Below are 26,446 nucleotides of genomic sequence, written 5' to 3'. Positions count from 1 at the left end.
TAAGAGGTATACCTCTAAGGCTTGTCCGGACCTTTCCTGCGGTGGCTTGGGGCGCGCGTCGCACATGTGCTGTATGTCTTTTCTGCGTGACTCCCCACCGCGTCATCCTCAGCGCCGCCGTACCTCTCTATCTCTCGATGGTCGCCACGATGGCGGGCGGCCTGGTAATGGTCTCCACCCTGGGACGGTACGCGACCGCGACGCTGGCGGCGTTCGCCCTGGTCGGTGCGGTCTCCACTCCGGCTTCCGCCGCGGTGGCCGGGGCCACACGGGGACTGATGCCGTTCCTCGCACCGGTCCGCGACGCTCCGGACGCGGCCGTCCTCATCCTGCGGGACGCCCGGTGGCTGGCCGTCTCGGTCGGCGCGGCGGGTGCGATCGCCGTAACGTGCGTCCCGGCGATCGCCCGGCTCGGCGGGGTGCCCGGCGAGGTTGTCGGCGAACTCGGCATCTACCCGTTCCTGGCGGGGCTGAGCGTGCTGGTCATGGCCCTGGCCAGCGGCGCGAACTCGGCGCTCATCGCTCTCGGCCACAACAGGCAGGTTCTGTGGTCGGGCCTGGTGTCGACAGTCGTAATCGTGGCGCTGACCGCAGCCCTGGTCCCATGGCTGGGGCTGGCCGGGGCGGGGGCCGCCCAGGTCCTCTCCGCCTGCGCCGGGGCCGCCGTCTCCAACATCTGCCTGTGCAGGGTGCCCCTGCTGAAGGGCTATTCGCTCCGTCCGGGGAGGCCCCGAGCGAAGGAGATTCTCGCCCTGGCCAGAGTAGGCATCCCCCTGGCGGGTACCCTGCTGATCAAGTTCGCGGTGCTGGGTGTGGTGGCGTTCACGGCGACCAGGCTCGGTTCGGGTGACGGAGCGGTCCACTCGATCCTCACCTCCCTGATCGGGTTCATCATGGTCGCATCCATCGCAGTGGCGCAGGCCTCGGTGCCGGTGGTGGCCCGCGCCGCCGACGCACCCGAGGCGCGCCGCGCCGTCCGGACGGCACTCCTGATCGCGGTCGCCGGGGCGTCGGCCGGTGCGGCCGTACTGGTGCTGTCCGGCGACGGGATGATCACGATGTTCACAGACGACGCCGCCGTGGCGGACCGGGTACTCGCCCTGCTGCCACTGATGCTGTTGTCGGCGATGGCCGACGCCTGCCAGGCGGTGATGGGCTTCGGCCTCACCGCGCTCAAACGCTCCTCGGCGAGCCTGGTCTACTTCGTGATCCTGTACGGCCTGCTCGCCCTGGCCGCCTTCCCAGTGGCCGCGGTCGCGGGCCTCACCGGTCTCTGGATCACCCTGATCGTGACGAACCTGCTGCTCACCACCGCACAGGGGAGCGGTTTTCTCCGGTACAGCGCGATGGTCAGGTCGTCGGCCGTCCCGTGATGTCGCCCTGTTTTCGGCAACGCGGAGATGACCTTGGGGGAGACGAGACCCGTCCGAGCCGCCTCCGGACCCCGGAGACAGGGCATGATGACGGGATGGGGAGTAGGGCGGGGAATGTTGTGATCCGTATGCTCGCGGTGACCGTGCTGGCCGGGACGGCGGTGTTCGCGGGGCCGGGAGCGTCGGCCGACAGGGATCCGCCTTTCTTCATCATCAAGGACAGGCGCATCAACGAGTCGAGCGGGCTGGCGGTCTCTCCGACGCACAAGGACGTCTACTACACCCACAACGACAGTGGGGCCGGGCCGGTCTTCTACGCCCTCGGGCCCGACGGGCGGACCCGCGCGACGTTCACCCTCCAGGGGGTGACGGCCCGCGACTGGGAGGGGATGGCCGCCTCCAGGGATCCGCAGACCGGGCAGGCGCTGCTCTGGTTCGGCGACATCGGCGACAACTTCGACGGGGCGTGGCCCGACATCTCGGTCTACAAGGTGAACGAGCCCACGGTGCTGCGTGACGCCGTCCTCTCCGCCGTCCGCTACCGGTTCCGCTACGAGGACGGCGGGCACAACGCCGAGGGCATCATGGTGCATCCCCGCACCGGGCGGCTCTACATCGTGACCAAGCAGTTCGCCGGGGCGATCTACGCGGCCCCGAAGCGGTTGCGCACCGACAGGATCAACGTGCTCCGCAAGATCGGCCCCGCGCCCATCATGGCCACCGACGCCGCCTATGCCCCCGACGGGTCGAGTTTCGTGATCCGCACCTATTTCTCCGCCACGGTCTACCGCGCTCCCGGAGACCAGATCGCGCGAGTGTCGATGCCGCAGCTGCAGCAGGCTGAGTCGATCGCCTACACGGCCGACGGCAAGGCGTTGCTGACCGGCAGCGAAGGGGTGAACAGCCCGGTCTACCGTGTGCCGCTGCCCGCCGAGGTCCTCAGGGAGACGGCCCCGAAGCCCACCCCCACACCGCCGGTCAGCAGGAGCGCGGGCGCCGCGCTGGTGGCCGATACCAGGGCGGACGACGCCGCCGGCACCGGGGTGCCGAGCCTGGCCGTGGCCGCCTGGCTGGCGGTCGCGGCGGCGGCCACCGGCATCATCACCTTCGTCGCCCGCCGTACCCGTTAGAAGGTCTCCGCTCCGGGCGATACCCGCTGGTTGCCGGACAGCACACCGCAACCAAACGGCAATCCGCGCCCGTCATCCTTCAAAGTATGCGCGACCAGAGCACGCCTCCCGATCCGCCCAGTCCGCCCGCGGAGGTGAACTGCCCGGACTGCGGTGCCGCCCTCACCCGTGTGTATGACCGCTGTCCCCGCTGCGCGCTGCCGCTGCGGGGACCCGCGGCGATCAACCTGTGGCAGCTCGACGGGACACTGGCCAGGCTGCGGGTGAGGGAGACGGAGCTCCTGGCCCAGCGCGAGCTCCTGCTCGACCTGCTCCGGGCGGAACGGGCCCGCCACGTCGCGGGCGCCTTCGCCGTACAGCCGGAGGCTTCCGAGCCCGCGTCACCGGGACGTGCCGTACCCGCGTCACCGGGGCGTCCCGTACCCGCGTCACCGGGGCGTCCCGTACCTGCGGGGCCCGTGCTCTCCGTACCTCGGCGGGATGTCTCCCCCCGAGCCGTGCAGAACATGCTGCTCATCCTCGGCGGCCTGCTGCTGGCCGTCGCCGCCGTCGCCTTCACGGTCGTCAGCTGGGGGCACCTCGGCATCGGCGGCCGGGCCGTCATCCTCGCCGGGATCACCGGGCTGGCCCTCGCCGCGCCGAAGATCCTGGCGGGACGAGGGCTGGTCGCCACCGCCGAGACCATCGCCATGCTCGGTGTCGCCCTGCTCTTCCTGGACGGCTACGCGGCCCGCCGGGTCGGCCTGGCCGGGCTCGACGACCTCACCGAACTCCACTATGCCGCCCTGATTTTCGGCCTCGTCGCGCTGGTCATGGCGGCCTACTCGCGGCTGCTTCCGCTGAGGCTGCCGCTGCCGGTGGCGATCGTGCTCGCCCAGTTGCCGCTCCCGCTGTTCGCGCTGGGGGAGACGGCCGCCTGGCTCACCGCCGCACTCGCGGTGACGGCGGCCGCCGACGCCAATGCCTTCCTGCTGGCCGATCGCGTGGCGGTTCCGCAGGACGCGGGGCCGGAACGGGTCTCCGGGGTCCGGGTGGTGGCGGAACATCTGGCCAAGGCCAGGGTGACGCTGGGGTTCTGTTTCGGCGTGTTGTGGACGCTGAGCGTGGGCCACGGATGGCTGGACGCCTATCTGGGGTCGGCGTCGTACCTCCTCAACCGTGCCGATCTCCCGGCCTCCGTCCCGACCGGCGGGGTGCTGCTGATCCTGCTCGGCGTGCTCGGCGTGGCCGTCGCGCCCCGGGCGGCTCGGGGCAGGCGCACGGCCCTCACCGCGGGGTCGGCGTCCGCGCTGACCGCGGGACTGGCCGCGTCCGCCTGGCCGCTGCTCCCGGCTGACTGGCGGATCGCCGTGCACACCGTCGCGGCGCTGGCCGTGGCGGTGGCCGCGCTCCGTCTTCCCTGGCTGAGAGATCCCCTGGTCCGCCGGGCGGGTGCCCTCACCGCCGCGGTCCTGGCCGCGCTCACCGCGCTCCCGTTCCTGCCCGTGGTGATCTTCACGCTGGTCGCACCGCTCACCCGGCTGGACGACGTCTGGTCGGGAAGCCACAGAGCCGTCGGTGGTCTGGAGGCCATGCCATTCCCGCAGGGAGTCCTGGTGCTGGGGCTGCTGGCGGCGGCCTCGGCGGTGGCGGCCCGTCAGGGAAGGGCGGCCATGTGGCCCGTCGCCCTGGCCGTCGGCACGGTCACGGTGGCGGTCACCCCGACCGCCTTCGGCTGGAGCTACGCGGTGGATCTCGCGGTCCTGCTGGCCCTGGCTGTCACGCTCGTCACGCTCCTGGCCCTGGCCGGGCGGCCGTGGTGGGCGCGTGTCTTCGCGGTCCTGGCCGGACCGATCGCCCTGCTGGCCGTGGCCACCGCGCTCACCGAGCGGAGCACCACGTACGCGGCGCTCGCGGTCCTGCTGGTCGCGTGTGGCCTGGCCGCGTTCACCGCCAGGGTGCCCGGGGCGGCCGCGGCCGCCTTGGTGATGGCGGTGCTGTCGGCGACCGGCCTGATCTGGGCGGTCGCCACCGGGACGGGGTGGCAGCCGGCGGCCGGAGGGCTGTCTCTGTCCCTGGCCGTCGGTGCCCTGCTCGCCGGGCTTCTCGCCCTGCGCCGATGGTCCGCCGCCGGGGCGGTTGCCGTACCCGCGCCGGATGGGGCCACTGCGGAGCCGGACACGGAGCCCGCAGCGGAGAAGTCCGCGGCGGGGGAGGGAGTCGACGATCCGCGGCGGACGGGCGGGCTCGTGCTGGGGACCGTGCTCGCCATGCTCGCGCTGCTCTCCGTGCTCGGCGGCCTCGCCCGGATCCTCGGGTTCTACCGCCCCCTCGCCGCGCCGTGGACGGCCCTGAGAGCCCCCGCCGACCACCACCCGCTCCTCGTCGTGGTCACGGCTCTCGTCGGGGTCACGGCCGTGCTGGTCTTCTGGCAGTTCGCCGGGCGTAGGGGCGCGCTCAGGGCGGGTCTGGTGGCCTGGCCGGTGGTGCTGGCAGCACTGCCCCTCTCGGTCGCGTTGCCGTACGGGCTGGAGGTGGGGCTGTTTGTCGCCGGTCTGGCGCCGTTGGCGTGGATGGCCGCGCGGAGCCGTACCAACGGGGTGTTCGCCGGGACGGCGGCGCTCTGGACGGCCTCGATCGCGGTCTCCTGGGCGCTCATGAACAGACCCGCCACCCTGGCCGTGCTGCCGCTGGTGGCGGTGATCGCGGGGACGGTCGCGTGGTACGGGCGGGTGCGGGCCGTACGGGTCGCCGGGGCGGGGCTGGCGACGCTGCTCGCCGGGGCGGAGGCATTCGCCGCCGGGATGGCGCTGGATCTTCCGGTACGGCATGCGGCGTTCGGCGTGCTCGCCGTGGCCTGCCTGGCCGCGGCCGTGGCGGGCAGGTTCAGGAATTCCACGTCCGCGATCGGCGTGGAGACCGCCGGATACGCCCTCGCCGCCGTCGGCTTGCCGCTCGCCGCCGCCGATCTGCCGCTGGCCGGTCTGGCCTGCGCGGTGGTCGGCGTGCTGATGGCCGGTACGGCTCTCCGCGCCGACCGGCGGTGGGCGGGATACGTGGGGACCGGTCTCCTGCTGGTGGCCTCTTGGCTGCGGCTGCTCGCCTCCGACATCACCGTCGTCGAGGCGTACACGGTGCCGTTCTCGCTGGTCCTGCTGGCGTTCGGCTGGTGGCGGGCCAGGACCCGGGAGACGTCCTCCTGGGTCTCCTACGGATCCGGGCTCGCCTCCAGCCTGATCCCCAGCATGGTCGCGATGCTCGGCGACACCGGCTGGGTCCGGCCGTTGCTGCTCGGCGTGGTCTCGCTGGCCGTGCTGCTGGCCGGGGCGCGTCTCCGGCTCCAGGCTCCCGTGCTGCTCGGCGGTCTCACCCTGGCCGTTGTCGCCCTGCACGAGCTGACGCCGTGGATCGCGCAGATCGTCGTGACGGTGCCGCGCTGGGTGCCGATGGCGGCCGGTGGACTGCTGCTCGTCGTGGTCGGCGCGACCTACGAGGCGCGGCTGGGGGAGGTGCGCCGCCTCCGCGCGGCCTTCGGCCGGATGCGCTGACATTCCGCCCCGTGTGACGATCGCCGGTTTTCGGCGCAGAATCGCCCAAAAGTAATGGCTCACCCCTGGGAGGGCGGCGGATCGGCGGGTAGAGTCGCGGCCGTGAACATCGGGATCGTCGGCGCGGGAATCGTCGGTCTGGCGGTGGCCAGGGAGGTGGCGCGGACCCGTGGCGCCACGGTAACCGTCCTCGACAAGGAGGATCACGTCGGGGCCCATCAGACCGGCCACAACAGCGGGGTCGTCCACGCGGGGATCTACTACCCGCCGGGTTCGCTCAAGGCCCGCCTCTGCCGCGAGGGGGTGGCCCTGCTCAGGCAGTACTGCGCGGAGCACCGCATCCCCTATGAGGAGGTCGGCAAGCTCGTCGTCGCCTCCACCGCGGCCGAGCGGCCGGGACTGCGGAGGATCGCCGAGCGCGCCCGCGCCAACGGGGTTCCGGGCATCGCCGAGCTGGACGCGCTGGCGCTGCGCGAGATCGAACCGCACACCGTCGGGGTGGCCGCCGTGCACTCCCCACACACCGCGATCGCCGACTTCCCCGCCGTCGCCCGCCGCCTGGCCCGGGACGTGGAGGAGACGGGCGGCTCGGTGCTGCTCTCCCACCCGGTCCGCGCCCTGCGGGAGACCGCGGGCGGGGTGGACGTGCTGGCCGGGCAGCGGAGGCTGAGGTTCGACCGGCTGATCGTCTGCGCCGGGCTGGGCACCGACCCCGTCGCCCGGATGGCCGGGGCCGTCGGCGACGTGCGGATCGTCCCCTTCCGCGGGGAGTACTACGCGCTGGCCGGTACGGCGAGGGACCTGGTCCGCGGACTGATCTACCCGGTGCCCGACCCCCGCTACCCGTTCCTCGGCGTCCATCTGACCCGCAGGATCGACGGTGAGGTGCTGGTCGGTCCCAACGCGGTCATGGCGCTGGCGCTGGAGGGCTACTCCTGGGGTGACATCGATCTCACCGACCTGCGCCGGGTCCTGGCCTGGGAGGGCACCCGGCGGCTGGCCGCCGCCCACTGGCGGACCGGGGTGCGGGAGGTGCTCGGCTCGATGACCAAGGGATCCTTCCTGTCGGCCGCGCGCCGCTACGTGCCCGCGCTCACCAGAGCCGATCTGGTCAGGACGGCCGGTGGGGTCCGGGCCCAGGCCGTGGCCAGGGACGGGAGCATGCTCGACGACTTCGCGATCGACGTGCACGGCCGGGTCGTCCTGGTGCGGAACGCCCCCTCACCGGCGGCGACATCCAGTTTGGCGATCGCCAGGCATATTGTGGGGTTAACCTCGGAGCTGAATCTTTAACTGCTCTTTCATGTGGGCGAGTGAAAATAAAACCCGTGACCGATGTACCCGAAGCCAGTCTGCTGATCGTCGAGGACGAGCCCAACATCCTCGAACTCCTGGCCGCGAGCCTGCGATTCGCCGGGTTCGGGGTGAACACGGCGGGCAACGGAACCGATGCCGTGGCCGCGGTCCAGCGCCATCGCCCCGACCTCATCGTCCTCGACGTGATGCTGCCCGACATGGATGGATTCGATGTCGTGCGACGCCTGCGCGGCGGTGGCACCGACACGCCCGTGGTCTTCCTCACCGCCCGTGACGCCGTCGAGGACAAGATCCGGGGGCTTACGGCCGGCGGCGACGACTACGTGACCAAGCCGTTCAGTCTGGAGGAGGTCGTGGCCCGGATCCGGGCCGTGCTCCGCCGTACCGGCTCGGGAGATCTCCTCGCCCGGCCGCCCCGGCTCACCTTCGCCGACGTCGAACTCGACGAGGAGAGCCACGAGGTGTGGCGCAACGGCAGGGCCGTGGCGCTGTCGCCGACGGAGTTCAAGCTCCTGCGCTACTTCATGGCGAACGCCGGCCGGGTGCTGTCGAAGGCCCAGATCCTCGACCACGTGTGGGACTACGACTTCCGAGGCGATGTCGGGATCGTGGAGTCCTACGTCTCCGTCCTCCGCCGGAAGATCGACAACACCGAACCCCGGCTGATCCACACCCTGCGCGGAGTCGGCTACGTGCTGCGTGTCCCCCCTCTCAGTGATGATCAATAGGACCCCGCTGCGGGTGAGGCTGATCGCGGTCATCCTGCTCCTGCTGGTCATCGCGCTCACCCTCATCGGCATCGGCAGTGTCTCGATCATGCGCGGCTACCTCATCGACCGGGTGGACAGCCAGATAGAGCTGACGGCCGAGAACGTGCTGCGCCGCCTGGGCCGCGGTGCCATCACCCTGGTCGGCAAGCCGCTCCCGGCCGACACCAAGGTGGAGTTCCGCAACTCCGAAGGCGCGATCATCCTCCAGTTCAGCGGTGCCGACGTGGAGGACAAACCCGCTCTGCGGATCCCCGCGGGCCGGGGACCCGGAACGTTCGACAACGATGAGTGGCGGATCCGCATCACCCCTCTGGACAGGGGCAGAAGTCTCGTCACGGCCGTGGACATGTCCGAGGTCCGGCAGATCATCGGCCAGCTCGCGCTGGTGGAGCTGCTCGGCGGCGGCGGGCTGATGCTGACACTCGCCGGGATGGGGGTGGTGATCATACGGCGGAGCCTGCGCCCGCTGGAGGAGATCGAGCGCACCGCCCAGGCCATCGCCGCCGGAGACCTGAGCCGCCGCGTCCCCGATGCCGACCCGCGCACCGAGGTCGGCCGTCTCGGCCAGTCGCTGAACGGCATGCTCACCCAGATCGAGACGGCCTTCCAGGCCCGGTCGGAGTCGGAGGCATCGGCCCGCCGCTCCGAGGAGCGCATGCGCAGGTTCGTCGCCGACGCCTCGCACGAACTCCGTACCCCGCTGACCTCGATCCGCGGTTTCGCCGAGTTCTACCGGCAGGCGCCCGACATCGACGCCGCACCGCTGCTGCGCAGGGTGGAGTCCGAGGCGGTCCGGATGGGCCTACTGGTCGACGACCTGCTCATGCTCGCCCGGATGGACCAGCAGCGGCCGATGGCCGTGCGCCCGGTGGACCTGCTCGCCATCGCCGCCGACACCGTCCACGACGCCCGGATTCTCGCCCCCAACCGTCAGGTGACCCTCTCGGTGGACGGGTCCGCGCTCATCGTCTCCGGTGACGAGGTACGGCTCCGCCAGGTCGTGGGCAATCTGATGACGAACGCGCTCACCCACACGCCGGACGGCACCCCCGTGCGGATAGTGCTCTCCGCCTGCGACGGCATGGCGGTCATCGAGGTGGCCGACGAGGGCCCGGGTCTCGACGCCGAGCAGTGTGAGCGTGTCTTCGAGCGGTTCTACCGCGTCGACTCCGCCCGTGGCCGCCGCGCGCCCGAGGACGGCGGCAGCGGGCTCGGCCTGGCCATCGTCGCGGCCATCGTCGACGCCCACGGCGGTACGGTCGCCGTGGAGTCATACCTGGGCAAGGGCTCGGCGTTCCGGGTCTCCCTCCCGCTGGCCGTCGGGGACGACTGACGGGCGGGGTGTTCCGGGTCACGCCCGCGCCCCACGGACCGGGAGGCTCAGGAGCCTCCCGGCCAGCTGCTGTCGGGGAACCCGCCGGTGGCCGTGCCGCCGGGGAGCACCACCCGGTCGTTCTCCCGCAGACCTGAGAGGATCTCGACGTACTGGTCGCTGCGGACTCCGGTCTCCACGACGCGCTCGACGCCGCCCTGAACGGTGACCACCGAAGCTCCGTCCTTGGACCTTACGGCCGGGGCCGGAAGGTAGAGGGCCTGCTCCGACTCGGCGACGGTCACCCTGACCGTGGCGGTCTGGCCGACCAGGAGGTCTCCGGGAGCCTCGTCGAACGCGACCGTGACCCCGTACCTCACCAGCTGCCCGGTGGTGGTGGCCGTGGGCGCGATGCGGGTCACCTTGCCGGTGTACTCCTTGCCCTCCCGGGTGGCCAGCGTGATCGCCGCGGGCTGTCCCAGCTTCAGTCTGCCCACGTCCGACTCGGTGACCAGTGCCTCTACCTGGAGCTCGTCGAGGTTCCCGAGGGTGACGAACGCGCTGGTGCCCACGTTGTCGCCGACGGCCCCGGCCACCGACAGGACGGTGCCGTCCGCCGGGGCGACGATCCGCACACCCGCCAGCTCCTCCCTGGCGTCCGTCAGCTCCGCCTCCGCGCGCTTCACGTCGGCCTCGGCCTGCTCCACGCTGAGCATCCGCTGCCCGCCGTTGCCACTGCCGTTGCCGTTACCGACGCCGTTGCGGCTGCCGACGCCGTTGCCACCGCCGTTGCCGTTGCGGCCGTCGTTGCCGCCGTTCTGAGCGGGACGCGGGCCGGAGCTCTGTCCCGGGCATGCGGTGGGCTGTGGCGTGGGAGTCCGGCCGTGGGTCGGCTCCTGGCTGTCGCCGGGTTTCGCGGTCCTGGTGGCGGCAGGAGTGGGCCTGGGCGATGAGCTGGGCCCGGGGTGCCCGCTCGCCGTGGGGATCGGGCCAGGCCACGTGGGTTCCGCGTCCGCGGGTGGTGCGGCGGTCACGGTGACGGTGGCCGTGGCCGTCACGGTGACCGTCGGGGTCGCCGTCACCGTGACGGTCACCGTCGGCGCGGGCTCGGGCGAATCTTCGGAGGGCGTCGGAGTCGGAGTCGGGGTCGGGGTCGGGGTCGGGGTCGGGGCTGGTGACAGCGCCGAGCTCCGCATGAGTCCGGGGAAGTATCCGGCCGGGACCACCACCACTACCGGCTGCTCCGAGCCGACCGGCGTGGGCGGGTGAGCCGGACCGGCCGTTCCGGTCGGGCCCGGCGTGCCACTCGGCCGGGGCGCGGCGGTGGGACCCGTCGACGGGACCGGCCGCGCGGTGGGTTCGCAGCCTGGCTGCCGGGCGGAGCCGTTCCGCGTCCGGCCCTGGCCCTGGTCCTGGCCCTGGGTCCGGTCCTGACCCAGGCCTTGGTTCTGGCCCTGACCCTGACCCTGACCTTGGTTCTGGCCCTGGATCTGAGGCTGTGCCGTCGCAGCGGTTTCGGCTCCGTCCAGCGCCTCCCGGGCCGCCGACAGCCGCGCCTTGGCCGCGGTGTGGCGCTCGCGTGCGGGCGCGGAGTCGATCCTGGCCAGCACGTCGCCCTTGCCGACCTTGTCTCCGGCCTTGACGTAGACCTTCGTGACCGTGCCCGATCCGCCGAAGGCCAGCTCGCGGGTGCCGTCGTCCACGGTGTTGCCCGCCGCGGACACCTCGGCCGTCACCGTTCCCCGCCGGGCGGAGGCGAGTTCCACGCGAGTCGCCGGAGCCGTGCCGTCATCAAGCGTGTAGAGCACACCCGCACCCACCAGGACGAGGGCTGCCAGCGTGAGCCCTCCCGTCCGCAGGGTCTTCGGGAGATTGGTCGGTCTCATGACGGACCATTTTGTCCTGCTCGATTCACTCTCTCCTCACAAATACCTGAAGATTTCCTCCGGATCTCGGGCACTTGCCGGAAGTCTGCAGGAAACCTTCAGCCAGAGTCGGTGGTGCGTCTCAGGAAAGTACGCCAAAGTACGACGCTGTGAAGTTGTCGACCAAGCGCAGAGCGCTGATCGTGAACGGGACCCTCACGGTCCTGTTGCTGGGCGGCGCGGGGATCGCCTACTCCTCTCTCGGCGGGGGAGTCTCCTCCGCCGGCGTCGCGGCGCGGACGGTTTCGGCGACCCGGAGCACGGTCGTCGCCTCGGTGTCCGCCTCCGGGGCGGTGGCGAGCGCCCAGGCGCGCTCCCTCGGCTTCGGGTCGAGCGGCACGGTGAAGAAGATCTACGTCAAGGTCGGGGACAAGGTCACCAAGGGGCAGGTTCTCGCCCGGCTGGACGACAGGTCCGCCCGGGAGAGTCTCGACGCCGCCGCCGCGGCCCTCGACTCCGCCGACGACGACACCTCCACCGCCGCCGCCTACGCCCAGTACGTCAACGCCAGGAACACCTACCGGGCGGCCCAGCGCACGGTGGCGGGCACCGTCATCAAGGCCCCGTTCGCCGGCACGATCACCGCCGTCAACGGCACGGTCGGAGGTTCCTCCGGCTCCTCCGCGGCCCCGCCGTCCGGCGGCTCCGGTGATTCCAGCGCCAGGGCGAACGGCTCCGCGGACAAGGGCTCCGCCGGCTTCATCGAGCTCGCCGACACCAAGAAGCTCCAGCTCGTCGGCGACTTCAGCGAGTCCGACGTCACCAGGCTCAAGGTCGGGCAGCCGGCCTCGATCCGGTTCGACGCGCTGACCGGCGTCACCGCGACCGGCAAGGTCACCCAGATCCAGCCGACCGCCGCCACCAGCAACAACGTGGTCCAGTATCCGGTGACGATCTCCTTCACCAAGACACCAAAGGAGGTACGGCTCGGCCAGACCGCCACGGTCGAGGTGGTCATCGACCAGGCCGAGAACGTGCTCGCGGTCCCCTCGACGGTGGTCTCCACGGCGGGTGGCCGGAGCACCGTGACCGTCCTGCGGGACGGCCAGCAGGTGCCGGTCCAGGTCGAGGTCGGCATCAGGGGCGACGCGCTCACCGAGATCACGTCAGGGATCGGGGAGCGCGACCTGATCGTCCGCCCGGCGACCACCGGTAACCCCCAGCAGGGCGGCGGTTTCCCCGGCTTCGGCGGCGGTGGCGGTGGCGGCGGTGGCGGTCCTGTCCGTGTCGGCGGTGGCGGCGGCGGTTTCGGCGGAGGTGGCCGATGACCGCGCCCGTCCTGTCCGTCCAGGACCTCTGGAAGGTCTACGGCGACGGCGACGCCGAGGTCCGCGCCCTGCGGGGGGTGTCCCTCACCGTTGAGCGGGGCGACTACGTGGCCATCATGGGCGCCTCCGGCTCGGGCAAGTCCACGCTCATGAACATTCTGGGCTGCCTGGACGTGCCCTCCTCCGGCCGCTACCTCATCGACGGCACCGACGTCGGATCGCTGGACGAGCACCAGCTCGCCATCCTGCGCAACCGGAAGATCGGCTTCGTGTTCCAGTCGTTCAACCTGATCCCCCGGATGAGCGCGCTCGCCAACGTCGAACTGCCCATGGCGTACGGCGGGGTCGGCGCGGCCGAGCGGCGCGCCCGTGCCCTGGCGGCCCTGGATCAGGTCGGCCTGACCGACCGGGTCCGCCACGAGCCCAACGAGCTCTCCGGCGGCCAGCAGCAGCGGGTGGCCGTGGCCAGGGCACTGGTCACCTCGCCCTCCCTCCTGCTCGCCGACGAGCCGACCGGAAACCTCGACACCAAGTCCACCGGGGACGTGCTGGAGATCCTCGACCGGCTGAGTGACTCGGGCCGGACAATTGTGATCATCACCCACGAGGATGACGTGGCCACGCACGCCAAGCGGGTCATCCGCCTGGTGGACGGCCAGATCGTCGAGGACCGCCGTCAGGCGCCCGTCGACGGCCCCCCGCCCCGTATGCACATGCCGGAGGTCCCCGCGTGAGCTGGTTCGAGATCTTCCGGTTCGCTCTCCGCGGGCTGGCGGCGAACAAGCTGCGCAGCTTCCTGACCACGCTCGGCATTCTCATCGGGGTGGCCGCGGTGATCCTGCTGGTCGCCTTCGGTGAGGGCGCCTCGCAGAGCATCCAGCAGAGCATCCAGCGGCTCGGCTCCAACACCCTCACCGTCTCCCCCTCCTTCTCCGGGGGTGGTCCCGGCGGAGGCGGCGGTCAGGGCGCCGGGCAGCGGACGCAGGCCGGGCCGCGCACGCAGGCCAGGCAGCTCACGCTGGACGACGCCAGGGCGCTGGCCGACCGCGAGCAGGCCCCCTCGGTCAGGAGCGTGTCCCCGGTGGTGACCGCTATGTCGGCCACCGCCGTCTACGAGGGGGCGAGCCACACGGTCGCCCAGCTCGTCGGCACCTACCCGAGCTACTTCGAGGCGACGAACAAGCCCGTCGAGAGCGGCTCCTACTTCGTCAACGACGACGTGCTCGCCGCCCGGAAGGTCATGGTGATCGGGCAGACCGTGGCCGAGGAGCTGTTCGGCGCGGTGGACCCCGTCGGCAAGCAGATCAGCGTCTCCGGCGTGCCGTTCACGGTGGTCGGGGTGCTCAAGGAGCTGGGCTCCGCGGGGATGCAGGACGCCAACGACGTCGCGATCGTGCCGCTGCCCGCCGTACAGCAGAGCCTGACCGGGTTCGGCTCGCTCGGCTCCATCATCGTGCAGGCGACCGGCGCCGACACGACGGAGTCGGCGCAGGCCGAGGTTACGGACATCCTCAACCAGCGGCACGGCATCACCCCCACGGGCATCGCCGACTACCGCATCCTGAACCAGGCCACCCTGCAGGAGACCGTCAGCTCGACCATCGGCATCTTCACCGCCCTGCTCGGTGCGGTCGCCGCCATCTCCCTGCTGGTCGGCGGCATCGGCATCACCAACATCATGCTGGTCACCGTCACCGAGCGGACCAGGGAGATCGGCATCAGGAAGGCCATCGGCGCGCCCAGAAGCGCGATCCTCGGTCAGTTCCTCCTGGAGGCGACGGTGCTGAGCCTGGTGGGCGGCCTGTCAGGCGTGGTGATCGCGTTCATCGGCAGCCGGTTCACGATCGCGGGCATCGCGCCGGTGATCGTACCGTCCTCGATCGTGCTGGCCCTCGGCGTCTGCGTCGGTATCGGGCTGTTCTTCGGCGGCTACCCCGCCAACCGGGCGGCCAGGCTCCGGCCCATCCAGGCACTGCGCCACGAGTGACCCGTACGGCTTACGCAAGGAGACAGACATGGGCGAAAACGCGGATGAGACGGCCCCGTCCGGGAAGATGCTGGAGACCTCCCCCTTCCGGGGTGATCTGGAGAGCGAGCTGGTGGTCCGGCCGAAGCGCGGGCTCTCCAGGCTCACACTGGTGCTCGGTGCCGGAGTGATGCTCGTCGCCGGGGTGATCGTGGGCATCCAGGCGCAGAAGGCGATGGGCGGTCCGGCCGGAGCCTCCGTACGGCCGGATGCCGTGATGCGCCAGGGCATGGGTCCCGGCGGGTTCGGAGGCGGCTCCGGCGGGCCGGGCGGCTTCGGCGGCGGCCAGCAGGGCGGCCCGGGGGGACGGGGCGGTCAGGGCGGGGCGGCCGTCGGCACAGTGCAGCGGGTGGACGGGGACAAGGTCTACGTCACCACCATGGACGGGTCCGTCGTCACCGTTAACACCAGCGGCGAGACGGCCGTCCGGGTGACAAAGGAGGGCAAGGTCGCCGACCTCAAGCCGGGCGGCATGGTGGTCGTCCAGGGGGCCAGGGCCGAGGACGGTTCGATCACCGCCACTACGATCAACGAGGGAGGCGGCCGCCGGTGACGGCCCGGCTCCCGGGAAACGTTCTCTCAGGAAACGTTCAGCCGGAGCTGAGCTGCGTTCCAGCGGCGTGAGCGAGCCTCGTTGTTGTGCTGGAGAGAGTTGAGGCCAGGTTGCTGGTCGTGGATGACGAGCCGAACATCCGCGAGTTGCTCTCGGCCAGTCTGCGCAGGTCCGGGTTCGAGGTGGTGACCGCCGTGGACGGCCGGGAGGCCGTGCACTTCGCGCAGCGGATCCGTCCCGACCTCGTGGTGCTGGACGTGATGCTGCCCGACATGGACGGCTTCGCGGTCGCCGGGCGGCTACGGGAGATGGGCGGGCAGATGCCGGTGGTCTTCCTGACCGCGCGGGACGCGACCGACGACAAGGTCGCGGGCCTGCGCGTGGCGGACGACTACGTGACCAAGCCGTTCAGCCTGGAGGAGGTCCTCGCCCGGATCCGGGCGGTGCTCCGCCGTACGAGAGGGGACCTCGATCTCCCCTCCCGCCTCCAGGTCGGCGATCTGGAGCTGGACGAGGAGGGGCATCAGGTGTGGCGGGCGGGTAAGCCGGTACGGCTGTCGCCCACCGAGTTCAAGCTGCTGCACTACTTCATGGTCAACACCGGCCGGGCCCTGTCCAAGGCGCAGATCCTGGATCACGTCTGGAACTACGACTTCGGCGGCGACGCCGGGGTCGTCGAATCCTACGTCTCCTACCTCCGCCGGAAGGTCGACATGACTGAGCCGCGACTCATCCACACCCTGCGTGGCGTGGGCTATGTCCTGCGGCTACCGCAGGGTGATTGAACATTCAGCTAATCCTCAGCTCGGCCTCACCTGATCCTGAGTTTCGGTTGTTCCAATGGGCGACGCGGGACCCCGATCACTCCGTGCTCACCTGACGGGTCCGGACCCGTCTCCAGCTGCGGGGGAGACGGATCCGGTACGGCCCCCACGTGAAGCCCGGGGTAAGGCCCCACCGCTCTACCGAGTTCGCCCCCGTGACCCGGTCGAGCGGTGGGGCCACATCACGTCTAGCGGCCCTTCTGGCGGGAAGAATCGCTCCTGTGAGTGGGAGCGATGGTCTGCTGGGGGCGCTGCGGGAGTTACGGGGCCACCTTGACCTCGCCCTGTTCCCGCTCGTGGCCGGCGACGTCGGAAGCGACCGCCGGGCGCTGCGCGAGCTGACCGGCCAGCTCGACGACTACCTGCTCCCGCGCCTGAGCGCGATCGACGCCCCGCTGCTGGCCGTCGTCGGCGGCTCCACCGGAGCGGGCAAGTCGACCCTGGTCAACTCCCTGGTCGGCGCCGACGTCTCCGAGCCCGGTGTCCTGCGGCCCACCACGCTGGCCCCCACCCTGGCCGTCAGCCCCGCCGACCAGGCCTGGTTCACCGCCCAGCACGTCCTGCCCGGCCTCCCCCGCGTCACGGGAGAGGGCCGTGGCGAGCCGGGCACGCTCCGGGTGGTCACCGTCCCCACTCTCCCGCCCGGCCTGGCCCTTCTCGACGCACCGGACATCGACTCGGTCGTCACCGCGAACCGCGAGCTGGCCGCCCAGCTCCTCGCCGCCGCCGACCTCTGGCTGTTCACCACCACCGCGGCCCGCTACGCGGACGAGGTGCCGTGGGGCTTCCTCCGTGTCGCCAGGGAGCGGAGCACGGCCATGGCCGTCATCCTGTCGCGGGTTCCGCCGGAGGCGCTGGGGGTGGTGAAGAGGGACCTGGCCCGGCTGCTGGAGGCCAACGGGCTGGGCGGGACGCGCCTGTTCGAGGTGCCGGAGCTGGTGCTGCCCGAGGAGAACGCCCGGCTGCCGCGTCCGGCGGTCGCCCCCGTCGCCGACTGGCTGACCGGCATCGCGGCCGACTCACAGGCCCGCGCCGACGTGGTGCGCCAGACCCTGTCCGGTGCCCTGGAGAGCCTCGCCACCCGGGTCCCCGCCCTCGCCGACGCCGTGGACCGCCAGCACGCCGTGGCGGCCGAGCTCCGCTCGATGGCGGACGCCGCCTACGCCGGAGGTCTGGCCATGTTCGACGAGGGCATGCTGGACGGGTCGCTGCTCCGGGGTGAGGTGCTGGCACGCTGGCAGGACTTCATCGGGACCGGCGACCTGATGCGCTCCCTGGAGAACCGGGTGGGCCGGTTCAGGGACCAGCTGGTGGCGCTGCTCACCGGCCGGCCCGCGCCCGAGAGCGGGCTGCGGGTGGCTCTGGAGAGCGGGGTGGAGTCGCTGATCAGAGCCTCGGCCGACACCGCCGCCGAACGCGTGCTGGAATCGTGGTCGTCGCACCCGTCGGGGCGCGCCCTGCTCGAAGAGGCCGGGGTCGCCGAGGCCGGGCGGCTCGGCAGGGCCTCGGCCGACCTGCCCGCACGGACGGAGGCGGCGCTCCGGAGCTGGCAGGGATACGTGCTCGGCCTGGTCCGCGAGGAGGGCGCCGACAGACGGACCACCGCCCGGCTCACCTCCTACGGGGTGAACGCGGCGGGGCTGCTGCTGATGCTCGCGGTGTTCGCCTCCACCGGAGGCCTGACCGGGATCGAGGTCGGCATCGCCGGAGGCACCAGCGTGCTGAGCCAGAAACTCCTGGAGGCCGCCTTCGGAGACCAGGCCGTCCGCACCCTCACCGTCAAGGCCCGCACCGACCTGCGGGCCCGCGCCGCCGCCCTCCTCGGTGCGGAGGCCACCCGCTTCACCTCCATCCTCGACGCCGTCCAGCCCCCGGAGGACGCCGCCGCCGCCCTCCGCGCCGCCGTGCACGCCGTACGGGATCACCAGCGCGAGATCCCGGCCGCGGGCCCACCGGCCGCGCTGCCGTCAGGGGAGCGGCAGGGAGGCGAGAGGTGAAGGTGCTGCGACGCAAGAGCGCGGTCTCCCTGGACGACCGGCTGAACGGGCTGGCGGAGGCCGCCGACCTCGCAGACGGGCGGCTGGGCGCCGACGCGGTGGCCGAGGCGCGTTCCGTGGTCTCCCGCGCCGGGGTACGGCGGAGCCTGTCGGTGGACCACACCGTGGTCGCCCTGGCCGGAGCCACCGGCAGCGGCAAGTCCTCGCTGTTCAACCTGGTGTCCGGCACCTCTCTCGCCGCCGTGGGAGTGACCCGCCCGACCACCTCCGCCGCGCAGGCCGCGCTCTGGGAGGGCGCGGGGTCCGGGCCGTTGCTCGACTGGCTGGAGATTCCCCGCCGCCACGAGGTACCGTCCGCCGGCCCCTCGCGCGCGGCCGGGTTGATCCTGCTGGACCTGCCCGACCACGACTCGATCGAGCCGACGCACCGGCTGGAGGTGGACCGGCTCGTCGAGCTGGTCGATCTGCTGGTGTGGGTGCTCGACCCGCAGAAGTACGCCGACGCGGCCGTGCACGAGCGGTATCTCCGCCCGCTGGCCCGGCATCGGGGCGTCATGGTCGTCGTCCTCAACCAGATCGACCGGCTGACCCCGGCCGCCACCGAGCGGTGCCTGAAGGACCTGCGGAGGCTGCTCGACGGGGACGGGCTGGCCGGGGTGCCGCTGCTCGGCGTCTCGGCGCGCACCGGGACGGGCCTCCCCGAACTGCGTTCCCTGCTCGCCTCCCGGGTCGCCGACCGGCGATCCTGGGCCACCCGGCTGGCCGCCGACGTCGGCACGGCCGCGGACACGCTGGTCAGGGCGTCCACCGGTGGCTCCGCACGGTCCGGCCCGGCGTTGGGTGCCGGCTCCGCGGCGAGCCCCGGTTCCCGTTACGGGGCGGGTGCCGGTTCCGGCGCGGTCGCGATGGCGGTGGCGCCGGAGGTGCCCGTGGACGGCCTCGCCGGCCCCCTGGCCGCCGCGCTGTCGGAGGCGGCGGGGGTGCCGGTCGTCGTCGAGGCCGTGGCCAAGGCACACCGGCACCGCTCGGTCGCCGCCACCGGCTGGCCGCTGACCCGGTGGATCCGCAGGTTACGGCCCGACCCGCTCCGCCGCCTCCGCCTGAGCACCCCCGCGGTCCGCGACTCCGGCGGACCCGTGGGGCGGACCTCGATTCCCGTCACGACCGCCGTGCAGCGCTCCCGGATGGACACCGCGATCCGCGAGACCGCCGAGGCCGCTTCGGCGGGACTGCCCGCACCGTGGGCGGCGGCCGTACGGCAGGCGGCCCGCTCGCACGGGGACGAGCTGGAGGACGGCCTCGACCGGGCCGTGGCCATCACCTCGCTCGGCGCGGCCAGGCATCCTGTCTGGTGGCGGGTGGCCGGGCTGGCACAGTGGACGGTGTTCGCGGCCATGCTGGCGGGTGTGCTGTGGCTGCTCGGCCTGCTGGGGATGGGCTATCTCCGGCTCCCGCAGCCGTACCTGCCGACCGTGGGCGAGCTGCCCTGGCCCGCCCTGCTGCTGGCCGGCGGGGTCATCCTCGGGCTGGTGATCGCGTGGCTCTCCCGGGTGGCCGCCTGGCTGGGCGGTCGCCGGCGGGCACGCAGGGCGGCCGGAGCGCTGCGCGCGAGCGTGGACGAGGTCGCCCGCGAGCTCGTGCTGGCGCCCGTGAACGAGGAGCTGTCCCGCTACCGCCGGTTCACCGAGGCGATCACGGTGGCCCGGGACGGCGACGCCGGTTAGGCCCCGTCCCGGGATCCCCGCCCGGCGTGGCCGGAGCCACCGGGGTCACGGCTACGGCAGGCGGCCGACGCCGCCGAGGACGGTGGGTTTGGTGAGGTCGATCTCGGCCTCCCACTCCCGTTCGGGCCGCCAGGCGGACACCGGAACGAGGCCTGGTTCGAGCAGCTCCAGGCCGTCGAAGTAGGCCGCGATCTCGGCATGGTCCCGCGGCTTGACCGAGCCCGTCGCGGTCTTGTTGTAGAGGTCGCGGACATTCTGGTCGGTCTGGCCGCCGATCTCACCGGTGTACCCGTGCGAGATGGCCAGGTAGCTCCCGGGCGCCATGCTCTCGCGGAGCCGCGTGACGATCGAGGCCGCGTCCTTGTCGTCGGGGACGAAGTGCAGGATCGCGAGCATGAGCACGGCGACGGGCTGGGAGAGGTCCAGATGCCGCCGGACCTCGGGGTCGTCGAGGATCGCCTCCGGGGCGTTGACGTCGCCATGGACGACAATGGTGTCGGGGTTGTCGGTGAGCAGGGCGCGGGCGTGGGCCAGCACGATGGGGTCGTTGTCCACATAGACGACCCGGGCGTCGGGAGCCACGTCCCGGGCCACCTGGTGGACGTTCTGCTGGGTGGGCAGGCCGGCGCCGATGTCGAGGAACTGCCTGACCCCGGACTCGGCCATGAGCCGTACGGCCCGGCCGAGGAACTCGCGGTTGGCCCGCGCGACCTCGCGGATGTTCGGCACCAACGAGATCATCTTCTCGGCGGCCTCGTGGTCGGACGCGAAGTTGTCCTTGCCGCCGAGGTAGTAGTCGTACATTCGCGCCACGCTCGGAATGCTCGGATCGATCCCGGACGGCACCCGCTCCGTGCTCATCTCACCACTCCTTGATCGCCCTTAATGATCTTAAGTTAGCCGACGAATCACTATTTTTCGCGACAAAAACTGATTCCTCGTCGCGAACTTGGCGGCGATGCCACCCGTCACCCTCGTGCGCCGTCCCGCCCCGTCCCGCGGAGTTCGACGGCGAGACGGGTGAATCAGGGCAGAGCGGCGCACTCTCTTGACATTGACGCTCCCTAGAGAGAGCATTGCTCTCGAAAGAGATCGACGAACGCATCTCGCCTGCCGATGGAGCTACCGTGACCACTTCTGCCCCTCCCCGTGCTCGCCTGAGTGCCATGTCCCTCATCGGGGCCGGTGTGCTTTTCCTCCTCTATCCCGTGGTGCGGCCGTACTCCGACGAGACGACGATGGCGGGCGCCCAGGCGATGGCCTCTTCCGCCTGGATGGCTTCACATCTGTACGCCATGGCCGGTTTCATCCTGTTCACGCTGGGGCTGCTGGGCCTGCACCTCGTGCTGGACCAGCGCCTCACCCTCCGGGCCGTCGCGGTGACATGGATCGGGGCGGGGCTCACGCTGCCCTACTACGGTGCCGAGGTCTTCGGCCTGAACGTCATCGCCCACCGCGCCGTGCAGGCACAGGACACCTCACTGCTGGAACTCGCCAACGAGTTCCGCTTCGGCTCCGCCGCGGCCACCATGTTCGCGACCGGCCTCGTGCTCCTCGGCGTCGGCGCGGTGATGGCAGCCGTCGCGGTCTGGCGTTCGGGCACGCTGCCCCGCTGGAGTGCCATCCCGCTCGCCGCTGGTTTCGCCCTGTTCATCCCGCAGTTCTTCAGCACGCCGGAGCTCCGCATCGCCCACGGCGCCCTGATCACGATCGGCGGTGTCTGGCTCGGCCTGGCCATGTGGCGGGCGCGGCGCCCCTCCGTGAGCGGAGGAGACCGGAAAATCTCCGCGGCCGCTGTCGATTCCCTGGCAACCCGCTCGTAGGAGACGTGGAGGACGGCAACGACGATCCGAGGGGTGAAACGGGAACCCCGGTAACGGGGAACGTTGCCCCGGCGACGCGGCCGTTCGCTGACCCTCACCGAGAAACACTGAGAATCAGCGAACGGCCGCTGACAGGCCCGGACCGTCAGCGCGGCACCGCGCGCACCCAGCCGCGGTCCCCGTCCAGGAATCCGGACATCCGCAGGCCCGCCTTGCCGAGTTCCGCCTCAAGGAAGTCGTCGTCGAGGCGTCTGCTGAGGAAGGTATGGGTCCATCGCCGGTCCCCGACCGTGTACTCCATGGTGGCGGTGAGGAGATCGGGCTCCGGCCGGCTGATCTCCGTCATGCGGACGGTGTGGCCGTCGCCGGCGTCCCGTTCGAACGGCTGGACCGTGTCGTACCACTCGGGGGCCTGGCGCTGCAGGATCACGGACCCGTCCTCGGCGACGTGCTCGCGGCAGGTGCGCAGGAACGCCTGGCGGAGCCCGTCGTCGGCCGTCTCGACCACGAACGACATGAGCAGGACGGCGTCGAACGTCCGGTGGAGTGTCAGGGACTGGATGGACGAGCAGACCGTCTCGGCTCCCCTGACGTGGGCGAGCATCTCGGGCGACTCGTCCACGGCGGTCACCTGGTGACCGAGGGCCAGGAGGCTGTGGGTGACGCGGCCCACGCCCGAGCCGAGCTCCAGGATGGACGCCCCCTCCGGGATCGCCGCGTGGACGCGTTCCGGCTCACCGTTGGGCGTGAGCATGGTGTAGTAGTCGACCGCACAACCGTCCGGTGTGATCGGTCCTGGACCGGTGCCGTGATACAGCTTTCGCGGAGTCATAATCACCATCCTGCACGGCGGGCGGCCCGGAAACGCGCGGAAAATCGGGTGAGCGCCCGCCGCGGGTCGGTTGGAACGGACCCCTGGTCCGTCGTGGGTCAGTTGGAGCGGACCCCCAGTTCGTCGAGCCGGCTCAGCATGTCCGCCGGATCGGCGTAGACGCGGAACGCCCCCGCGCGCTCAAGCTCGTCCCGGCCATAACCGCCGGACAGCAGGCCGATGCCCAGCGCCCCGGCCCTGCGGGCGGCCAGCAGATCCCAGATGCTGTCGCCGACGACCATGGCGTACCTGGGGTCGACGCCGAGCAGTGCCGCCCCGGCGAGGAAGAGGTCGGGGTCGGGTTTGGCCCGCCGTACCATGTCGCGCGTGACCATCGGGGTGTCCTCGGACAGCCCGAGCATGCCGAGCGCCGGCCTGGCGGTCCTGGCGTAGCCGCTGGTGGCGATCGCCCACGGTACGCCGCGCCCGGTCAGCTCGGTCAGCAGGGCGGCCGCGCCCGGCAGCGGGCGCACCGAGTGGGCCTGCTCGATGTAGGCGTCCGCATGCGCGTGCTGCAACTCGTCGATCTGCTGCTGCGTCAGCGACAGTCCGGTCTCACGCAGCAGCGCGGAGACAAACAGGCCGCCGCTCATGCCGATGCGCCGGTGAATGCGCCAGACCGACAGGTCGATGCCGAGGCCCGACAGCGCGTTACGCCAGGCGATGACGTGCTGGTAGACGCTGTCGATCAGCGTGCCGTCCAGATCGAACAGGAAAGCGGGTCCGGGTAGCTCTGGGTAGTCCATCCCCCCATTGTCGGCATGTCCCCTGCCAGAACGACGGAGGAGGGACGGAACCCGCGTGGCCGCCGTGGAAGTCATCTCTGAAGCAGGGGAAAACCCGTTAGAACAGGCCGAGATGGTTGAACGGATGCCACGGCAGCCCCTATCTGATCAACGCGAAGAGCTGCTCGGCGGCCGGCTGGAGCCACTGGATCCGGTGCGGATCATCGGGGTACGGGCGCCAGGGGACCGTGACGAAGAGGAGGGCCTCCGGGTCGGTCTTCGCCAGGCTGCCGGCGATCGCGTACATCGTCTCCAGGTCGAGTCCCGCGTCGGTCTTGACCCACTTGGTGGCTTCGGTGAGGAAGGCGTGCAGCAGGGCCGGGTCGGCCAACGGCTTCTTCATCTTCTTCGCCAGCGCGCTCATGAGCAGATGCTGCCGCTTGATCCGCTGTATGTCGGAGCCGTCGCCCAGGCTGTAGCGGGCCCGCACGTAGGCCAGCGCCTGCTTACCGTCGAGCAGGTGCCTGCCCGCGGGCAGCCGCAGCCCCGACTTGGGGTCGTCCACCGCCTGTGGCAGCGTGATCTCCACCCCGCCGACGGCGTCCACCAGGCCCGCGAAGCCGGAGAAGTCGAGCTCCACCGCGTGATCTACACGCACCCCCGTCAGCGACTCGACCGTCTTCCAGGCGCAGGCCAGCCCGCCCGCGTAGAACGCCGAGTTGATCATGTCGGTCCGGGCGGGAATGTCCGGCCCGCACGACGGGATCCGGACCATCGAGTCACGCGGGATGCTGATGACAGTGACCTTCTCGCGGTCGGCGGGCAGGTGCAGCAGCAGCATGGTGTCGCTCCGCGCGCCCGGCTGGCGATACCGCGGCGTGCCCGTCTCGCTGTCGGTGCCGACCAGCAGGATGTTGAGGGCCTCGGTCCGCTTGTCCGGGCGATCTCCCACAGGGCTCGGCACGGTCTGGCGGCCGCTCAGAACCGACATGCTCTGGCCCGCACCCAGGAGCAGGGCGGGGACAAGGGCGATGGCCGCGGTGGCCACGGCGATCAGACCGATCATCGTCCAGTGGCGCGCCCGCCGGGGTCCCCCGCCGGTTCCGGCGCCGAGGAGCCGCGTCCATCGGGGTCCCCCGCCGGTTCCGGCGTCGAGGAACCGCCGCCGCTGGTGGGCCAGCGTGGCCGGGGGCTCGTGCTCCAACTCCCGGCCGAGGTCGCGGAGCATCTTCAGGTCGTCCACGGTCACTCCTCCTCGTCGATCGGATTGGTGTTGCCGAGCGCGGCGCGGGCCTTCCGCCTGGCCCTGTTGAGCCGGGATCGGACGGTGCCGACCGGGATGCCGAGGGCCCGCGCGACCTCCTCGTACGACAGGTCGCCCCACGCGATCAGCAGCAGGACGTCGCGGTCCTTGGCCGAGAGCCCGGCCAGCGTGTTGGCGAGCACCGGTCGCGAGGCCTGGGCGGTGACTCTCTCGGCCATCCGGTCGGCGGGTGACTCCACCACGTCCTCGGTCGAGCTGCGCTGGAGCATCCGGTAGCGGGCGGCCTCGGCGCGATGGTGCCGGGAGACGAGCTTGGTGAGGATGCCGAACAGCCATGGGCGGGCGTCGGTATACGTGAGGTCGTAGTGCGCCCGCCGGGCGAAGGCGGCCAGGAACGTCTCGCCCACCAGATCCTCGGCGATCTCCGGGCCGAGCCGGCGGGAGACGTAACGGTAGAGCATGCCGGAGTAGCGGTCGAAGAGCTCGGCGAACGCCTCCGGGTTGGTCCGTGACTCGCTCACGATGTCGGAGTCACGGATCCTCGTGCTGGACGATACGGTCATCGCGGGCACCATGGCATGGCGGCAGCCCTTTCCGTCGGGGACACGGTCAGGGATGTATCGCCATGAAGCCGGGTCGGGGTTCACGCCTTCCAGGATTGGCCCAATGGAACAGACCAGAGTTGGATCTTTAGATGGGCTACTGCGACTCCGTAGGATCACGTGGTCGGCCGCAAATGATCTACCGCTCGAGGTGAGCACACCGATGTCCTATCCACCGCCGCAGTACTTCGCCGATCACGGCACCGCCAGCGCGATCTACCGGCCTGCCGACACGCAGCCGGACCTCACGATCGGGGTCAAGTCCCGGGTCGGCTATCTCGCGACCGGAGCGACGACCGCGGACCAGTTCGGTCTGTACCGCTGGGACATGGCCGCGATCCCGAACGGGCCCGGCGCCCATTTCCACCGGACCATCTCCGAGTCGTTCTTCATCCTGGAGGGCACCGTCTCGCTGTACAACGGGGAACGGTGGCTGGACGCCACACCGGGCGACTTCCTGTATGTGCCACCGGGCGGGGTGCACGCCTTCAGCAACAACTCGGGCGCGCCCGCGTCGATGCTGGTGCTGTTCACGCCGGGAGCGCCCCGGGAGGCGTACTTCGAGGAACTCGCCGAGATCGTCGCCTCCGGCCGTCAGCTCACGCAGGAGGAGTGGACCGAGCTGTATGCCCGCCACGACCAATACGACGCGCTGTGACGCACCGCCCGGTGCGGCTGCCGCGGAGGGTCTTGCCGCCCGCGGCCAGGCCGGGCAGCGGTGTTCTGGTGCCCGCAGGTGGCGGGGCGCTGGCGGCCCCTGTTCTTGATCGACTGGCTTAGACAACTGACGATCATCAGGGGTCGCGTTTGTCATCTCCATACTGGGGCGCCCTCAACGACCCGCCAGTCCCAGCGGCGCGATCGTCTCACCCGAGTTGGCTCAATTTAGTGCGCACATTCCTGGCCGTGGCTCTGGTTGAGGATCTTCTCTAGCCGCTGGGCGCGCCTCAGCCCACCGCCTTCTTCACCAGCGCACTGATCCGCGCCTCCACCTCGGCCGTCACCTCGGTCAGGGCGAAACCGGCAGCCCACATCGTGCCGTCGTCCAGGTTCGCCTGGTCGCTGAACCCGAGCGTCGCGTAGCGTGTTTTGAACTTCGCCGCGCTCTGGAAGTGGCAGACGATTTTGCCGTCCAGCGCGTAGGCGGGCATCCCATACCAGAGCTTCGGCGCGAGGGCCGGGGCGCTGGCGGTGATGACGGCATGGACGCGCTCGGCCATGATCCGGTCCGATTCCTGCATCTGGGCAATCTTCGCGAGTACGTCCCGCTGATCCTGCGCCGCCTTGTCCGCACGTGAGGTGCGGCGCGCTGCCTTCTTCTGCTCTTGGGCGTGCTCCTTCATCGCGGCCCGCTCCTCGACCGTGAATCCCTGGTAGGTGCTGCTTTCGGTGCTGCTCATGGCAGATTTCCTCCT

General features: G+C 71.2%; 22 protein-coding genes. 15 read left to right on the top strand and 7 right to left on the bottom strand.

Annotated elements, in window-relative coordinates:
* Nucleotides 1–86 precede the first annotated feature (86 nt).
* From ACIN94_RS14605 to ACIN94_RS14580, 6 genes are all read left to right on the top strand, one after another.
* On the top strand, nt 87–1,373 hold the full coding sequence (locus ACIN94_RS14605) for an MATE family efflux transporter (protein ID WP_400704980.1): 1,287 nt from the start codon (nt 87–89) through the stop codon (nt 1,371–1,373).
* A 128-nt stretch (nt 1,374–1,501) separates the two neighbouring features.
* Complete coding sequence (locus ACIN94_RS14600) at nt 1,502–2,503, top strand: hypothetical protein (RefSeq protein WP_400704977.1); 1,002 nt, start codon at nt 1,502–1,504, stop codon at nt 2,501–2,503.
* An 86-nt stretch (nt 2,504–2,589) separates the two neighbouring features.
* Nucleotides 2,590–6,030, top strand: coding sequence for an SCO7613 C-terminal domain-containing membrane protein (locus tag ACIN94_RS14595; protein ID WP_400704974.1), 3,441 nt, complete (start codon nt 2,590–2,592; stop codon nt 6,028–6,030).
* A 102-nt stretch (nt 6,031–6,132) separates the two neighbouring features.
* A complete protein-coding gene (gene lhgO / locus ACIN94_RS14590) occupies nt 6,133–7,323 on the top strand; it encodes an L-2-hydroxyglutarate oxidase (protein WP_400704971.1) in 1,191 nt (396 codons plus the stop codon).
* Between the two features lie 35 nt (nt 7,324–7,358).
* Nucleotides 7,359–8,075 carry a response regulator transcription factor gene (locus tag ACIN94_RS14585; RefSeq protein WP_400704968.1) on the top strand — a complete coding sequence of 239 codons (717 nt, stop codon included), beginning with the start codon at nt 7,359–7,361 and terminating at the stop codon, nt 8,073–8,075.
* Nucleotides 8,065–9,450 carry a sensor histidine kinase gene (locus ACIN94_RS14580; RefSeq protein WP_400704965.1) on the top strand — a complete coding sequence of 462 codons (1,386 nt, stop codon included), beginning with the start codon at nt 8,065–8,067 and terminating at the stop codon, nt 9,448–9,450. The genes ACIN94_RS14585 and ACIN94_RS14580 overlap by 11 nt, the downstream gene beginning before the upstream one ends.
* Before the next feature lie 47 nt (nt 9,451–9,497).
* On the opposite strand, the gene ACIN94_RS14575 is transcribed toward ACIN94_RS14580, so the two are convergent.
* Complete coding sequence (locus tag ACIN94_RS14575) at nt 9,498–11,315, bottom strand: efflux RND transporter periplasmic adaptor subunit (protein WP_400704962.1); 1,818 nt, start codon at nt 11,313–11,315, stop codon at nt 9,498–9,500.
* A 149-nt stretch (nt 11,316–11,464) separates the two neighbouring features.
* Between ACIN94_RS14575 and ACIN94_RS14570 the strand changes: the two genes are divergently transcribed.
* The 7 genes from ACIN94_RS14570 (at nt 11,465) to ACIN94_RS14540 (ending at nt 19,746) form a co-directional block, all read left to right on the top strand.
* Nucleotides 11,465–12,622 carry an efflux RND transporter periplasmic adaptor subunit gene (locus tag ACIN94_RS14570; RefSeq protein WP_400704959.1) on the top strand — a complete coding sequence of 386 codons (1,158 nt, stop codon included), beginning with the start codon at nt 11,465–11,467 and terminating at the stop codon, nt 12,620–12,622.
* Nucleotides 12,619–13,356 (top strand): ABC transporter ATP-binding protein, encoded by a 738-nt coding sequence (locus tag ACIN94_RS14565; protein ID WP_400704956.1) that lies wholly within the window; start codon nt 12,619–12,621, stop codon nt 13,354–13,356. The genes ACIN94_RS14570 and ACIN94_RS14565 overlap by 4 nt, the downstream gene beginning before the upstream one ends.
* Entirely contained in the window at nt 13,353–14,609 is a 1,257-nt protein-coding gene (locus ACIN94_RS14560; protein ID WP_400704953.1) for an ABC transporter permease, read from the top strand. The genes ACIN94_RS14565 and ACIN94_RS14560 overlap by 4 nt, the downstream gene beginning before the upstream one ends.
* A gap of 28 nt (nt 14,610–14,637) precedes the next feature.
* Nucleotides 14,638–15,201 (top strand): hypothetical protein, encoded by a 564-nt coding sequence (locus tag ACIN94_RS14555; protein WP_400704950.1) that lies wholly within the window; start codon nt 14,638–14,640, stop codon nt 15,199–15,201.
* Nucleotides 15,202–15,287: 86 nt separating this feature from the next.
* The gene (locus ACIN94_RS14550) at nt 15,288–15,986 is read left to right on the top strand and encodes a response regulator transcription factor (RefSeq protein WP_400704947.1); all 699 of its coding nucleotides are present in this window, start codon (nt 15,288–15,290) and stop codon (nt 15,984–15,986) included.
* Between the two features lie 260 nt (nt 15,987–16,246).
* Nucleotides 16,247–18,022 (top strand): ABC transporter, encoded by a 1,776-nt coding sequence (locus ACIN94_RS14545; protein ID WP_400704944.1) that lies wholly within the window; start codon nt 16,247–16,249, stop codon nt 18,020–18,022.
* Nucleotides 18,019–19,746, top strand: a complete 1,728-nt coding sequence (locus tag ACIN94_RS14540; RefSeq protein ID WP_400704942.1) for a GTPase — start codon at nt 18,019–18,021, stop codon at nt 19,744–19,746. Before ACIN94_RS14545 ends, ACIN94_RS14540 begins: the two co-directional genes overlap by 4 nt.
* Before the next feature lie 51 nt (nt 19,747–19,797).
* Here ACIN94_RS14540 and ACIN94_RS14535 read toward each other — a convergent pair whose 3' ends face one another.
* On the bottom strand, nt 19,798–20,607 hold the full coding sequence (locus ACIN94_RS14535) for an SAM-dependent methyltransferase (protein WP_400704939.1): 810 nt from the start codon (nt 20,605–20,607) through the stop codon (nt 19,798–19,800).
* 266 nt (nt 20,608–20,873) lie between these two features.
* On the opposite strand from ACIN94_RS14535, the gene ACIN94_RS14530 reads away from it, so the two are divergent.
* On the top strand, nt 20,874–21,569 hold the full coding sequence (locus tag ACIN94_RS14530; RefSeq protein WP_400704936.1) for a hypothetical protein: 696 nt from the start codon (nt 20,874–20,876) through the stop codon (nt 21,567–21,569).
* A 145-nt stretch (nt 21,570–21,714) separates the two neighbouring features.
* On the opposite strand, the gene ACIN94_RS14525 is transcribed toward ACIN94_RS14530, so the two are convergent.
* From ACIN94_RS14525 to ACIN94_RS14510, 4 genes are all read right to left on the bottom strand, one after another.
* Nucleotides 21,715–22,401, bottom strand: a complete 687-nt coding sequence (locus ACIN94_RS14525) for a class I SAM-dependent methyltransferase (RefSeq protein WP_400704933.1) — start codon at nt 22,399–22,401, stop codon at nt 21,715–21,717.
* 98 nt (nt 22,402–22,499) lie between these two features.
* A complete protein-coding gene (locus ACIN94_RS14520; RefSeq protein ID WP_400704930.1) occupies nt 22,500–23,186 on the bottom strand; it encodes an HAD family hydrolase in 687 nt (228 codons plus the stop codon).
* A gap of 139 nt (nt 23,187–23,325) precedes the next feature.
* Entirely contained in the window at nt 23,326–24,408 is a 1,083-nt protein-coding gene (locus ACIN94_RS14515) for an LCP family protein (RefSeq protein ID WP_400704927.1), read from the bottom strand.
* A gap of 2 nt (nt 24,409–24,410) precedes the next feature.
* Entirely contained in the window at nt 24,411–24,992 is a 582-nt protein-coding gene (locus ACIN94_RS14510; RefSeq protein WP_400704924.1) for an RNA polymerase sigma factor, read from the bottom strand.
* A 202-nt stretch (nt 24,993–25,194) separates the two neighbouring features.
* Between ACIN94_RS14510 and ACIN94_RS14505 the strand changes: the two genes are divergently transcribed.
* Nucleotides 25,195–25,689, top strand: a complete 495-nt coding sequence (locus ACIN94_RS14505; RefSeq protein WP_400704921.1) for a cupin domain-containing protein — start codon at nt 25,195–25,197, stop codon at nt 25,687–25,689.
* Nucleotides 25,690–25,978: 289 nt separating this feature from the next.
* Here the strand turns inward: ACIN94_RS14505 and ACIN94_RS14500 are convergent, their stop codons facing one another.
* Nucleotides 25,979–26,431 carry an iron chaperone gene (locus ACIN94_RS14500; protein WP_400704918.1) on the bottom strand — a complete coding sequence of 151 codons (453 nt, stop codon included), beginning with the start codon at nt 26,429–26,431 and terminating at the stop codon, nt 25,979–25,981.
* Nucleotides 26,432–26,446 lie beyond the last annotated feature (15 nt).

The sequence above is a fragment of the Streptosporangium sp. NPDC087985 genome (assembly GCF_044741965.1).
GTDB lineage: Bacteria > Actinomycetota > Actinomycetes > Streptosporangiales > Streptosporangiaceae > Streptosporangium.
Note: the sequence above shows the minus strand (reverse complement) of the source record. Positions and strands in the feature narration are given on the sequence as shown.